At 61.9% G+C, this 12,234-nt stretch carries 9 protein-coding genes and 1 pseudogene; 3 read left to right on the forward strand and 7 right to left on the reverse strand.

The features are described from left to right. Positions 1-2 precede the first annotated feature (2 nt). The gene (locus tag QWJ46_RS28780; protein ID WP_302755710.1) at positions 3-995 is read right to left on the reverse strand and encodes an ABC transporter permease subunit; all 993 of its coding nucleotides are present in this window, start codon (positions 993-995) and stop codon (positions 3-5) included. Then, on the reverse strand, positions 982-2,340 hold the full coding sequence (locus QWJ46_RS28785) for an extracellular solute-binding protein (protein ID WP_302755712.1): 1,359 nt from the start codon (positions 2,338-2,340) through the stop codon (positions 982-984). Before QWJ46_RS28785 ends, QWJ46_RS28780 begins: the two co-directional genes overlap by 14 nt. A gap of 152 nt (positions 2,341-2,492) precedes the next feature. Between QWJ46_RS28785 and QWJ46_RS28790 the strand changes: the two genes are divergently transcribed. Continuing rightward, entirely contained in the window at positions 2,493-3,527 is a 1,035-nt protein-coding gene (locus QWJ46_RS28790) for a sn-glycerol-3-phosphate import ATP-binding protein UgpC (RefSeq protein WP_302755714.1), read from the forward strand. A 93-nt stretch (positions 3,528-3,620) separates the two neighbouring features. Next, positions 3,621-4,625, forward strand: coding sequence for a sugar-binding transcriptional regulator (locus tag QWJ46_RS28795; RefSeq protein ID WP_302755716.1), 1,005 nt, complete (start codon positions 3,621-3,623; stop codon positions 4,623-4,625). A gap of 31 nt (positions 4,626-4,656) precedes the next feature. Here QWJ46_RS28795 and QWJ46_RS28800 read toward each other — a convergent pair whose 3' ends face one another. The 3 genes from QWJ46_RS28800 to QWJ46_RS28810 form a co-directional block, all read right to left on the reverse strand. Next, positions 4,657-6,339, reverse strand: coding sequence for a hypothetical protein (locus tag QWJ46_RS28800; RefSeq protein WP_302755718.1), 1,683 nt, complete (start codon positions 6,337-6,339; stop codon positions 4,657-4,659). Then, the gene (locus tag QWJ46_RS28805; RefSeq protein WP_184460111.1) at positions 6,339-7,397 is read right to left on the reverse strand and encodes a glycosyltransferase family 2 protein; all 1,059 of its coding nucleotides are present in this window, start codon (positions 7,395-7,397) and stop codon (positions 6,339-6,341) included. The genes QWJ46_RS28800 and QWJ46_RS28805 overlap by 1 nt, the downstream gene beginning before the upstream one ends. A 99-nt stretch (positions 7,398-7,496) precedes the next feature. Beyond that, positions 7,497-8,405, reverse strand: coding sequence for an AraC family transcriptional regulator (locus tag QWJ46_RS28810; RefSeq protein ID WP_302755721.1), 909 nt, complete (start codon positions 8,403-8,405; stop codon positions 7,497-7,499). A gap of 202 nt (positions 8,406-8,607) precedes the next feature. Between QWJ46_RS28810 and QWJ46_RS28815 the strand changes: the two genes are divergently transcribed. Next, a complete protein-coding gene (locus tag QWJ46_RS28815) occupies positions 8,608-9,654 on the forward strand; it encodes an NAD(P)-dependent alcohol dehydrogenase (protein WP_184460113.1) in 1,047 nt (348 codons plus the stop codon). A gap of 194 nt (positions 9,655-9,848) precedes the next feature. Here QWJ46_RS28815 and QWJ46_RS28820 read toward each other — a convergent pair whose 3' ends face one another. Together QWJ46_RS28820 and QWJ46_RS31360 are read right to left on the reverse strand one after the other, a co-directional pair. Next, a complete protein-coding gene (locus QWJ46_RS28820; RefSeq protein WP_302755725.1) occupies positions 9,849-11,795 on the reverse strand; it encodes a translation factor GTPase family protein in 1,947 nt (648 codons plus the stop codon). A gap of 336 nt (positions 11,796-12,131) precedes the next feature. After that, positions 12,132-12,234: pseudogene (locus QWJ46_RS31360) on the reverse strand (IS110 family transposase); the annotation flags it as partial.

The following is a 12,234-nucleotide window of genomic DNA, read 5'->3' on the forward strand; positions in this document are numbered from 1 at the left end:
GACTACACCTGGTAATTGACCTTGCGCTCGAGGGCGCGGAATTGAACGATGGTGAACAGGATGGCGATCAGCATCAAAAGCACGGACTGGGCGGCCGACGAGCCGAGATCCAGTTGCACGAAGCCGTCCTGATAGACCTTGTAGACCAGGCTGTTCGTCGCCCCCGCCGGGCCGCCGCGCGTGACCGCGTCGATGATGCCGAAGGTTTCAAACAGGCCGTAGACGAAGTTCATCACCACGAGGAAGAAGATCGTCGGCGAGATCAGCGGAAGTGAAATCGTGAAGAAGCGCCGGACGGGTCTTGCGCCGTCGAGCTTTGCCGCTTCCAGAAGCGAGACAGGCACGGCGAGCAATGCGGCGACGAGAAAGATGTAGTCGTAGCAGACATTCTTCCAGACAGAGGCGATGGTCACCAGAAGCTGCGCATCGAAAGGCCGCCGGTTCGGATCCCATTCGAAGCCGAACCCGTGCAGAAGCTGAGCGATCGGTCCAACCGCCGGATTGAACAGGAAGGCCCAGATCACGCCCGATATAACCGGCGCGATCGCATAGGGAAGCAGGATGATGCTCTTGTAAATCCCCCTGCCCCTGATCACGAAATCGGTCGCGAAGGCAAAGAGACCGGCAAGCAGAAGCGTTGCGGCATTCTGTGCGACGGTGAACCAGAGCGTGAACAGCGCGCTGGCGCGATATTCCGAGCTTGCGAACAGATTGTGGAAATTTGTGAGCCCGACGAAAATCTGCGTGCCCCCGAAGGGATCGACCTGAACGAAGGCCAGCGACAGCGCCTTGTAGGACGGGATGAAAAAGAAGAACAGCAGGATCAGCAGTTGCGGCGCAACCAGGCCGAAGGCGAGCCACGGCTTGTTGAAGTGGGCGGACTTCAATCCGGCCTCCGACGGCGGCGCGGCCGAGCGGCCCGTCGACAGAAGATCGGGGATGCGAAGGCGCCTGGCGGCGCCTTCCATCTTTCCCAAGGTTCTACTTTGCTGCATGAAGCTGCTCATACTGGCGAAGGATCTGGTTTCCGCGGGCCGCCGCGGCATCCAGCGCCTGCTGTGGTGTCTTCTGGCCGGTCCAGACGCCCTGGATCTCTTCCACCAGAAGCGCCATCGCCTGATTGTGATTGCCGAAGCGGAAGCCGCGCGAGTTGTCGGTCGGGGTACCGCGCGTGAGCTGGAGAATGGCGATCTCGCGGGTCGGGTGGTCCTTGAAATAACCCTCGGACTTGGCCTGCTCGTAGGCTGTGTTCGTAACCGGGACGTAGCCTGTCTGCTTGCTCCACCAGACCTGCGTCTTCGGTGAGGCGACGAAGTTCAGGAAGGCGGCCGCACCGGCGTATTCTTCCTCCGACTTGCCTTTGAGAACCCAGAGCGCACCGCCGCCAATGGTGCTGTTTTTCGGCTCTATGCCTTCCTCATGCGGCAGGAACGTTGCGCTCCAGTTGAATTTCGCGCCGCTCTCGACGGCGGCATGCGCCGCGGTGGAGGCCACATAGGTCGAGCAGGTTCCAGAGGTGAACAGCTGGTCTGGCGAGAGCCCCTGCCCGGCGATCTGCAGGATGCCGGCGTCCATCCACGTCTTGAGGCGCGTCACCTGACCGACCACCAACGGGCTCTTGTTGAAGATGAATTCGGTGTCGAGGCCGCCGAAACCATTCGCCTTGGTGCCGTAAGGCTGGTCCTGAATCGCCGCATAGTTCTCGATCAGGCTCCAGTAGAAGTCGTTGGCAAGCGCCATCTGGCACTTCGAGACACCTTTCTCCTTGATAGCGCGCAGCTGCTTGTCGACCTCCTGCCAGGTCTCGCCCGGCTTGTCGAAACCGGCTGCCTTGAAGTGGTCGGCATTGTACCAGAAGATCGGCGTCGAACTGTTGAAGGGCATTGCCGCCGGTTTGCCGTCGACGAGATAAAAACCGGCGACCGGAGCGACGAAATCGTTCCAGTCGACCTTGTAACCTTCCTTCTCCATCAGCTCCGGCACCGGAATGATCGCGCCGGAATTGTACATAGTGAGGAACCCGCGCTCGGCCGCCTGGATCAGCACGGGCTGCTGATGCACCCGGTAGGCTGCCACCATTGCCGCCATGGTCTCTTCATAATTGCCTTTGCCGATGCCGACGACCTCGTATTTGTCCTGCGAGGCGTTGAAGTCCTTAATCAGCTGGGTGGTGATTTCGGCCAGGCGGCCGCCTGCCGCATTCCACCATTCGATCTTGACGCGATCGGCGGCGCTGGCGTCGCCCGCATTCGTCAATCCGAGCGTCACCAGTGCAGCGCCCGCCGCGAATGACCGGATCGTCCGCCCCATACGGGACCTTATCGAAGACATTGCCGTCATTTCGTTTTCCTCTCCATTGCCTTTGTTCGCCGACCGGTGCGTCGAGCGCCGGTCAACCCCTCCCAGAGTGGCGATAAAACAAGGTTGGGGTCACTTGTTACAAATGTCAATAGCGTGTTACAAATGTATGACGACCTCGGAGGAAGGATGCCATGGCGGCTATCGAACTGATCGACCTGAAGAAGAACTACGGACCGGTTCCGGCGGTGAAAGGGATCAATCTGACTGTCGCGGACGGCGAAATGATTGTATTGGTCGGGCCATCGGGATGCGGAAAATCGACCTTGCTGCGGATGATTGCGGGCCTCGAAGCCATAAGCTCCGGGCACCTCAGGATATCAGGCAACGACGTTGGCCATGTCGATCCGGCCGACCGCAACATCGCGATGGTCTTCCAGAACTACGCGCTCTATCCTCACATGACCGTTCGGCAGAATCTCGAATACGGACTCAAGAACCGCCGCGTTCCTCGCCACGAGATCGACCGGCGGATCGCTGACGCAGCCAGCATCCTGGAGATCGGCGAGTTCCTCGAGCGCCGCCCCCGTCAGCTCTCGGGCGGACAGCGCCAACGCGTCGCCATGGGCCGCGCCATCGTCCGCGATCCCGCCGCCTTCCTCTTCGACGAACCGCTGTCCAATCTGGACGCGAAGCTTCGCGTGCAAATGCGCGTCGAAATCCGCAGGCTCCAGCGGCAGCTCAAGACGACCAGCCTCTATGTGACACACGATCAGCTCGAGGCGATGACCCTCGCCGACAGGCTTGTCGTCATGAACGGCGGCCGAATCGAGCAGATCGGGACACCGATCGAGGTGTATCGCCGTCCCGAAACCGTCTTCGTCGCCGGCTTCATCGGTTCCCCGCCGATGAACCTGATCGATCTCGACGAACTCGGCCCCAGCGACCTCGCGCTTCCGAGAGACACGGATCTCGTCGGCATCAGACCTGGTTCGATCAACCTCGGCACCGGATCGGCGCATGATCTCCGGTTCGATGCCCACATCGAATTGATCGAAACCGTCGGAGATGAGAACAACGTGCATCTGCGCATCGACGACAGCCGGAAGCGCATCGTCGCGAGCGTGCCTACCGATCGACGTCTGCGGGAAAACGATCGCATTTCGTGTCATGTTCGAATGGAAGCTTCGCATCCTTTCAACAAATCGACCGGCCGGCGAACCGACTGACCGAGGTGAAGCGGCCTGACGACGGCCCCCTACGATTGACAAGCGCCGGGAATTTGAGATCCATGGCGTCGAAGCGGAGGCGCAGATTATCGCATGTCACAGAACAGAAGTGCTTCTTCCGCGCCCGTAGCCCTCCCGGACGAGCAGATGCAGGTGCGCGTGGTCTGGCTCTATTACATGGAGGGACGCACCCAGGGCGAAATCGCGGAAGCACTTTCGACCAACAGGCTTCGCGTCAACAAGATCATCGCCGAGGCGCGCCGATCCGGCCTTGTAACGATCACCCTCAATTCCCGACTGACGTCCTGCGTCGCCCTGGAGCAGCAACTGGCGGCGGAATTCTCTCTCAACCGCGCGATCATCGTACCGACACCGGAGGACGAGGAGCTCATTCCCGTCCTGCTCGGCCAGGCGGCCGCCGATTATCTCGTTCAGCTGCTGAACGGCGGCGGCATCCGCGGCGTTGGCGTCGGGTGGGGAGCGACACTCCGCGAGATGGTGCGTCATATGCCCTCCCTCAAACGGCCTGATATCTGCGTCAATTCGGTCATGGGCGGGCTGACGCACGGCATCGAAATCAATACCTTTGACATTGCGAGCGACCTTGCCCGCCAGCTCAATGCGGAATGCTCCTATCTTGCCGCGCCGATCTATGCCGGCAGCCCGGAATCGCGGACGGCAATCGTCCGACAGGATGTTTTTGAATCGGCCTTTCGACAGATCGAGACCAATGACGTCATCGTGCTCAGCATCGGCGACATGACCGAGCGTTCGCTGCTGATGCGCTACGGCTTGCCGCGCAACATCAACATTGAGGAATTGCTCGCAGCCGGTGCCTGTGGTGACGTGCTCGGCCAGTTCGTCGATAAGATCGGGCGGCCGATCGACCACGCGATAAACAGGTGCGCGATCGCTCCCGAGCTGGAAGCCCTGCGCGCCATTCCCAATGTCGTCTTCGCGTCAGGCGGCTTGAACAAGGCGCAGGCTATCGCAGCCGTGCTGCTGTCCGGTCTCGGCAACGTGTTGATTTGCGATGAAGACACTGCACGACAGGCACAACAGCTTGCTGGCGAGCTCAGGACGAGCGGCAGTTCGTAGAGCCGAACATGCACGGCATCGGTAGCCTAGTCTAAGACGCCCTGGCGCAACCGGCCGGGATCGAGAGAGGTTCCGACGGCATTACCTTGTCGATCGCATAAAGCTTCGCGAAACCGGCATCCTCGATGAGCGTCAGTCCCGCCGGCATCGAGCTGCCGACATAGCGGTCGGGGATATCGGCATTGGCGACGAGGATGAAATCGAAACGCTTGCGCCAATCTGAAAGATAGGGCGTAAAGCCCTCATACTCCCGCATCATTGCCGGGCATAAAAGTACGCCGATCGACACCAGATTGCCCTCGGGAACCGCGATCTCTGACCATGGCGGCAGGACGGAAAGCGGCTGCTTACCCTTTGCCGTGAAGAGCGTCGGCACGAAAGCATGCGAGAACGGCACGGCGAGCGTCGGCAAATGCCGGAAGGTATCCAATCCCCAGGCAAAGTGCCGATTGGAATGGGCAAGGCTGCTGGCGGTCTCCGGTTCATGCCCCAGAGGCAGCACGGCCGCGCCGGCGGGTATCTTTCTCAGCACAGCCTCGACAGCCGCGACATCTTTCTGCGCCAGCCACCAATTCCAGCCGATCCAGCCGGCTCGGCCGAAGACCGCGAGATTGATGACCAGCGCCAGCGGCAGCGCCTGCCGGCGCGTCAAATTGGCAAAGGGGCAGACCATCGCCATGGCGACGAGCGCCGTCATGATCGGAAAGCGCCAGCTGATCCAGCCGGTGCCGAGAGCGTGTCGCGGCGAAATACAGGAAAGAAGCAACAATCCGCAGGCGGTGACGGCAAGCCCGGCATGCATCTGCATGTCGCCCGCACGTGCGGCCCGCGTGCAGATGAGGATCAGTGGCAGAATCAGCACGACATCCACCAAAGGAACATAGGTCGTGATGGCGGAGACAAGATTTATCAGGATCAGGATGACGCCATCGTTCCAGGCAAGTCCAAGGCCGCTCCCGCCGGCATCCGGTAAAGCAGCAGTGCGGAGGTACAAAGCGAGCGGCGGTAGGACGCAGGCACTGATCGCCAGCGCCAGACGGCCGGTGAGCGTCGCCAACCCCGCCTTCGATCGCAATATGTCGAAACGCCAGGAAAATTCGAGGCCGCAGACGATCGCGATATAGAACCCGAGCGAGAAGATGTGCATCACCGTCAGCAGCAGCGCGGCGACGAGCCGCCAGGCAAAAAGCCAGACCGGATTTCCGACCTGCAGCCGCAGATCGATGCACGAGAAGAACAAGGCCATGCCGAGGCCGATCTGGAAATTGATGAAGCCGCCGATCATCGTGGCGCACCAGCCGAACGACAGCATGGCGATCTGCCAATAGTGCCGGCCGTCGAACAGCGCGCGATGCAGTCCGATCGCACCAAGCGGCGGCAACACGATCGCCAGAAAGAGCAATGCCCTCGCCAATTGGTCGGCGCCGACCAGCGGCCCCAGCCAGACGGCGAGAAGATCGATTCCGACATTAGTGAAGGTGCGGTTCCAATCGATCGCATAGATCTCAGGGAACGGCGGCTCGCCGATACCGCCCGAAAGCAGCCAAATCCGGGCGTAGTGATTGGCGTAATCGAGAACCGGCGGGAAGTGAAACAGGACGACCAATGCAGCCGCAAGCGCGACGAACACGGCGATCGCAATGTTGGAATCTTGCCGGGCGATCAAATCCTCCCGCCCGGCCAAATCATGAACAGGCGCAGCAATTCGATTCATTATTTGATCCGGTTGCTCTTTTGCGGCCGCGGCGGCTCTGTCGGCGCGAAGGCCGAATCCAGGGCGGCGCGCCGCTCGCCAGCACTCATTTCCGAAAAAGCCGTCGGCAGTTCAGCCTGGTCGCCGCCCCGCAGGATCGTCTCGACCATGAACATCGGCCGCCTCTTGCTCTCCTGGACGAGACGGCCAAGATACTCGCCGATGATGCCGATGCAGATCAGCTGGATGGCGCTGAAGGCGCTGACGGCGGCCATGATCGATGACCAGCCGGTGACGGTTTCGCCCTGCAGCCAGCGAATGAAAGTATAGACCAGCAGCGCGATCGCAACGCCGGCACTGATCATGCCGAGCCATGTGGCGATGCGCAGCGGCGTCGTCGAAAAGCTGGTGATCGCATCGAGGGCGAAATTGATCATCTTGCGCAGCGGATATTTCGTCGTGCCGGCAAAACGGGCGTCCCGCTCGTAAGGCAGAGCCACCTGCCGGCCGCCGATCCAGCTGACCATGCCGCGGATGAAACGATCACGCTCCGGCATCGCCAGAAGAATATCGACGACGCGCCGGCGCATCAGCCGGAAGTCGCCGGTGTCGCGCGGGATGGTCACGGAAGCGAGCCTGGAGAGCGCACGGTAGAAAAGCGAAGCGGAGGCAAGCTTGAACCAGGTTTCACCCTCGCGACGTGTGCGCTGACCGTAAACGACGTCGGCGCCGCGCTCCATGATCGGCATCATCATCAACAACAGCTCGGGCGGATCCTGGAGATCGGCGTCGATCAGGAGCACGCGCTCGCCCCGCGACGCCGCAAGACCTGCCGTCGATGCTAGCTGGTGGCCGTGATTGCGCAGGAGACGGACGCCGAGCACCTGCGGCACCTTGGCTGCCAGATCCGAAATGATTTCCCAGGTGCCGTCCGACGAGCCGTCATCGACGAGAATGAGTTCGAAGGCATCGCCCGCTGCGCTCTGCGCGGCAGCGGCGGCGCGGCGGCAGAATTCGCGCAGGCCCTCTTCCTCGTTGTGACAAGGCGCGACGATGGAAAGTAACGGTGCTTGCGTCATGCGGACGGCGGTGCCTTCTTAATGGATGGCGCCAGCCTAACCGGGAAAGGTCAAACATCCTTTAATGGCTGGAGGGCAGCCGCGCCGGCGTCCCCAATGTTATTCCGCCGCGATGATCTCGCGCACGCCGTCGATATCGCGGGCCGGTGACGCGCCGTAGAGGCGACTGTATTCGCGGCTGAACTGCGACGGGCTCTGATAACCGACTCGGTGGCCGGCCGTGCCGGCGTCGAGCCGCTCGACCAGCATCAGCCGGCGCGCCTCGTGCAGGCGAAGCTGCTTCTGATATTGGACGGGCGTCATCGCCGTCACCGACTTGAAATGATGGTGGAAGGAGGACGCGCTCATATTGACGCGTTCGGCAAGATCCTCAATGCGTAGCGGCCGCGCGAAATTCTCCTTCAGCCAGGCAACGGCGCGCGCGATCCGGTTGCTGTGGCTGTCTGCCGTGGCGATATTGATCAGCCGCGCGCCGTGCGGCCCGGTCAGCACCCGGTAAAGGATTTCCTGTTCGATCAGCGGCGCCATGGCGGGAATATCGCCTGGACGATCGAGCAAACGCAGCAGGCGGACGGCGGCATCCATGAGCTCCGGCGGCGCGACGTTCACCACCATCCCGCGCTGCCCGTCGGTATGAGCGGCCGGGCGTGGGATATCGATGCGGCTGAGCAGCTCCAAGAGCTTCTCGGAATCGATTGCCAGCCCGAGACAGAGATGCGGCACCTCGGGGCTCGCTTCCGTGACGCGCCAGGCGACCGGCAGGTCGAGCGAGGTCAGGAGATAATCCCCGGTGCCGTAGCTGATCTGCTCCGTGCCGAGCTGCAGGCTTTTCGCCCCCTGCAGCACGAAGGCGAAACAGGGCCGGTAGCTGCTGTGCAAGGGATCGCTCGGCTTGGACCGACGGCTGACATGAAGATTGCCGATTGGAGTCGAGAACTCACCGTCGCCGGGCGCAAAGCGCATCGCGATGTCGACGATTTCCTGATAGGGGCTGAAGGGCAAAGTCATGCGGCAACTCTTTCTGTCCATTGTCCGACGCCGGCGATACCGCTCTTATCTAGAGTGCCTCGGCCGTTTCGCAAACAGATAGGCGTCTCACTTTTGCAGGATCGTGCAAAAAGCTGAGAGGATCGCTCTAACCCTCTCGCGCCGTTCCGGGCAATAGTCCGCCATCCCGCTCAACCCCTCCCAAACGAAAAGGAAGGTTCCCATGCCTATTGCAAGAGGCTACGCCGCCACCGACGCTTCGAAGCCGCTGACCCCTTTCACCTTCGAGCGCCGCAACCCGAACCCCGATGACGTCGTCATCGACATCAAGTTTGCCGGTATCTGCCATTCAGACATCCACACCGTCCGCAACGAGTGGAAGAACGCCGTTTATCCGATCGTGCCCGGCCATGAGATCGCCGGCATTGTCTCGGCCGTCGGTTCTGCCGTCACCAAGTTCAAGGTCGGCGACCGCGTCGGCGTCGGCTGCTTCGTCGATTCCTGCATCGGCTGCGCCGAGCGCGACCTCGACCGCGAACAGTACATGCCGGGTCTCAGCGGCACCTACAATGACTTCGAAGCTGACGGCAAAACGAGGACGCAGGGTGGCTATTCCGATTCGATCGTCGTTAGGGAAGGCTATGTCATGTCCATTCCGGACAACCTGCCGCTCGACGCCTCCGCGCCGCTGCTCTGCGCCGGCATCACGCTCTATTCGCCGCTGCGCCACTGGAATGCCGGCCCCGGCAAGAAGGTCGCGATCGTCGGCATGGGCGGCCTCGGCCATATGGGCGTCAAGCTGGGCTCGGCCATGGGCGCCGACATTACCGTTCTCTCCCAGAGCCTTTCCAAAAAGGAAGACGGTCTGAAGCTCGGCGCCAAGGAATATTACGCCACCAACGACCCGGAAACCTTCACGAAGCTCGCCGGCACGTTCGATCTCATCATCTGCACCGTCAGCGCCGAGATCGACTGGAACGCCTATCTCGGCCTCCTCAAGGTGGACGGCTCCTTCGTGGTCGTCGGCGCGCCTGAGAATCCGATCCCGGTGCACGCCTTCTCGATCATTCCCGGCCGCAAGAGCATCTCCGGTTCGATGATCGGCTCGATCAAGGAAACCCAGGAAATGCTGGATTTCTGCGGCAAGCACAACATCGTCTCCGAGATCGAGACGATCAACATCGACCAGGTCAACGAAGCCTATGAACGCGTCCTGAAAAGCGACGTCCGCTACCGCTTCGTCATCGACATCGCCTCGCTGGCAGCCTGAGGATAATGGAAGGCGGCTCGAAAGAGCCGCCTTTTTTAAGCGGCAAACTCCACCGCCCTCATGCTGAGGTGCGCAGCCCGTGGGGCGGAGCCTCGAAGCATCACCCGCAAACGCCGCTCCCGCCCGCTACCTCGGAACACCCGCCCGTAGCCGGATTCCGACCGGCATGGCCCATCCATGACCAAAATGCGCTCTCATACACCCCCTCGCAACCGCAGCAGATACTCCACCCCGTTAAACGGATCAGGCCCCGAACGCCGGCGCAGGCGTGGCGGCCCGGCCACCGGCGCATAGTGATCGAAAGCGGTTTCCATGGTTCCCGCCCCGCTCGTCAGCCCCGGCAATTGCTGCTGGACGCTCGGCACCATCTGAGACGCCATGGTGCCTTCGAGCCGGGCGACGCCATCGGCAATCACCGAATCCGTCGTCGTCGCGGCTGATCTCGCAAGCAAGGTCAGCACGCCGCTTAGACTTTCCGCCGGCGCTTCGAGATGAAAGCGGTCGACCGGCTCGCATAACGCGGTCCGCGCGGCCGATAGCGCCGTGGCCAGCACCCAGGGCGTCAACTGCCGGAAATCGGCGGCGGTGCTTGCCGGCGAACTATGCCGGGCCGCCGTCATCGCCACATGGCAATCGATGATCTGCCAGCCGAAAATTCCCTGCTTCAGCGTCTCGAACACGGTTTCCTCGACCGCCCGATAGAAGGCTGCTGGCATTTGGCCGACATCCACTTCGAGCGCAAAGCTGTTGCCGGCCCCGGCAGGACGCGGCTCGACGCGCAGCCCGACGGTCGCGAGAAACGGATTGGGTTCCTTGAAGAGGATCTGTAGGCCGGTCCCGATTCCCACAGGTCTCTCGGCCAGGATGACCGTGCTTTCCTCGAAGCTGGCATCGAGACTGAAATCCGTCAGCAGCGTCGATTGGATCACCTCTTTCTGCACCTCGCCATAGAGCGAGACGAACACCTCGTCCGTCTCTTCGTTGCGGCGCAGATTGATCAACGGGTCCTGTTCGGCCATCTGGTTCAGTGCCAGCCAGAGCGCCGCCTTATCGGACGGGCGGCGGGCAAGCACGCGGGTTTCGAGTGTCGGCGGCGCAAAGTGAGCCTGCCCGCCGGAAAACCGATCGCCGCCCACTGCGTCGCCGATCCGCGCTCCGGCCAGGCCGCTGACGCGTGCGATCTGCCCGGCGCGGAGGCTATCGGCGCCATGGATCCGGCCATTCTCGAACAGCTGGATCGCCGTCACCCGCCCAGGGCCTTTCGGCAGATCCAGATATTGCCGGAGCCATACCGTGCCCGAGGTCAGCGAGAGATAGCACAGCTTTTCTCCGCCCCAGCCGCGCTCGATCTTGAAGATCTTGCCGGCGACCGGACCATCCGCATCGGGTTGTCGCGCCGGCAAGATCGTCGCGATGGCCGATGCCAGGGCTGATATGCCGGCGCCTGTCATCGCAGCACCCGCGAAGACGGGATGCACGAGGCCGCGCGCCACCTGATCGGCCAGAGAGCGCCCGAGCCTTTCCTTGGTCAGCCGATCGGGAGCGAGCACATAGTCATCGAGCAGCGCCTCGTCATTTTCCCCGAGCGCCTCGCAGAGCGCCGAAAAAAGCGGCTCATCTCTCGGAGCGAGCGCCTCCACCCGGGCAAGCTTGCTGCCGGCATCGATAACGGTGGACATGGCGATCGGCCGGACGGAAAGTTGCGCGGCAAGTGCCTCCAGCACCTCCTGATAGCGGGCGCCGAGCCGATCGACCTTGTTGACGAAGAAGAAGAAGGGCACGTCGAGCCGCCGCAGCGCCCGCACCAGCACGCGCGTCTGCGCCTGCACGCCTTCGACCGCCGAAACGACGACGACCGCCGCATCCAGCAATCCCAACACCCGCTCGACCTCGGCGATGAAATCCGGGTGGCCGGGCGTGTCGATCAGATTGACGATCCTGTCGCCGATCTTAAACGACACCACCGCGGCCCGGATCGTGATGCCGCGCTGCCGCTCGAGTTCGAGATTGTCCGTCTGTGTATCGCCGGTATCGACGCTGCCGAGCTTGTCGATGACGCCGGCGTTGAAAAGCAGTCTTTCGGTAAGGCTAGTCTTGCCTGCATCCACATGGGCGAGGATGCCCAGATTCAAAGTGCGCATGAACCACCAACTTCTCGGAAATTCGGATGTGATTTTCGTGAGAAGTGACTCGGCGCATTGGAACCTCTGTCCGTTGTTACGGCTGGACGCGTGACCTCCCGGTGGTTGGGAGACGCGGGTCGGATGCTAAGGGCGTGTGGGGAGATGTGTCAAGCTTCGGTGTATGCCCGCTTGGAGGCTCCGGCCTGGATTGACGCCGCGGCAAGCACAGCGATCAGCCCTCATGGTGAGGAGGTCCGCAGGGCCGTCTCGAACCACGAGGGCGGGTGGTGCGCTGATATTGCTGGGTGAAACGAAGGTGGCCGGCCTCGTCCTTCGGGGCCCCTTAGGGGCACCTCAGCAACCGTGTTGTTGCGGTTCGCTCCATGGGGTTCGTCTTTTGAGAATAGTGTTGATCATGATGATGAATTTCCGCATGGCGGCGACGAGGGCGACCTTG

The sequence above is a fragment of the Rhizobium sp. CBN3 genome (assembly GCF_030518245.1).
Taxonomy (GTDB): domain Bacteria; phylum Pseudomonadota; class Alphaproteobacteria; order Rhizobiales; family Rhizobiaceae; genus Rhizobium; species Rhizobium aethiopicum_A.

Bases quoted from the DNA above. Each gene is read 5' to 3' on its own strand.
- QWJ46_RS28780 (WP_302755710.1), bottom strand. From the start codon at position 995: ATGCAGCAAAGTAGAACCTTGGGAAAGATGGAAGGCGCCGCCAGGCGC.
- QWJ46_RS28785 (WP_302755712.1), bottom strand. From the start codon at position 2,340: ATGACGGCAATGTCTTCGATAAGGTCCCGTATGGGGCGGACGATCCGG.
- QWJ46_RS28790 (WP_302755714.1), top strand. From the start codon at position 2,493: ATGGCGGCTATCGAACTGATCGACCTGAAGAAGAACTACGGACCGGTT.
- QWJ46_RS28795 (WP_302755716.1), top strand. From the start codon at position 3,621: ATGTCACAGAACAGAAGTGCTTCTTCCGCGCCCGTAGCCCTCCCGGAC.
- QWJ46_RS28800 (WP_302755718.1), bottom strand. From the start codon at position 6,339: ATGAATCGAATTGCTGCGCCTGTTCATGATTTGGCCGGGCGGGAGGAT.
- QWJ46_RS28805 (WP_184460111.1), bottom strand. From the start codon at position 7,397: ATGACGCAAGCACCGTTACTTTCCATCGTCGCGCCTTGTCACAACGAG.
- QWJ46_RS28810 (WP_302755721.1), bottom strand. From the start codon at position 8,405: ATGACTTTGCCCTTCAGCCCCTATCAGGAAATCGTCGACATCGCGATG.
- QWJ46_RS28815 (WP_184460113.1), top strand. From the start codon at position 8,608: ATGCCTATTGCAAGAGGCTACGCCGCCACCGACGCTTCGAAGCCGCTG.
- QWJ46_RS28820 (WP_302755725.1), bottom strand. From the start codon at position 11,795: ATGCGCACTTTGAATCTGGGCATCCTCGCCCATGTGGATGCAGGCAAG.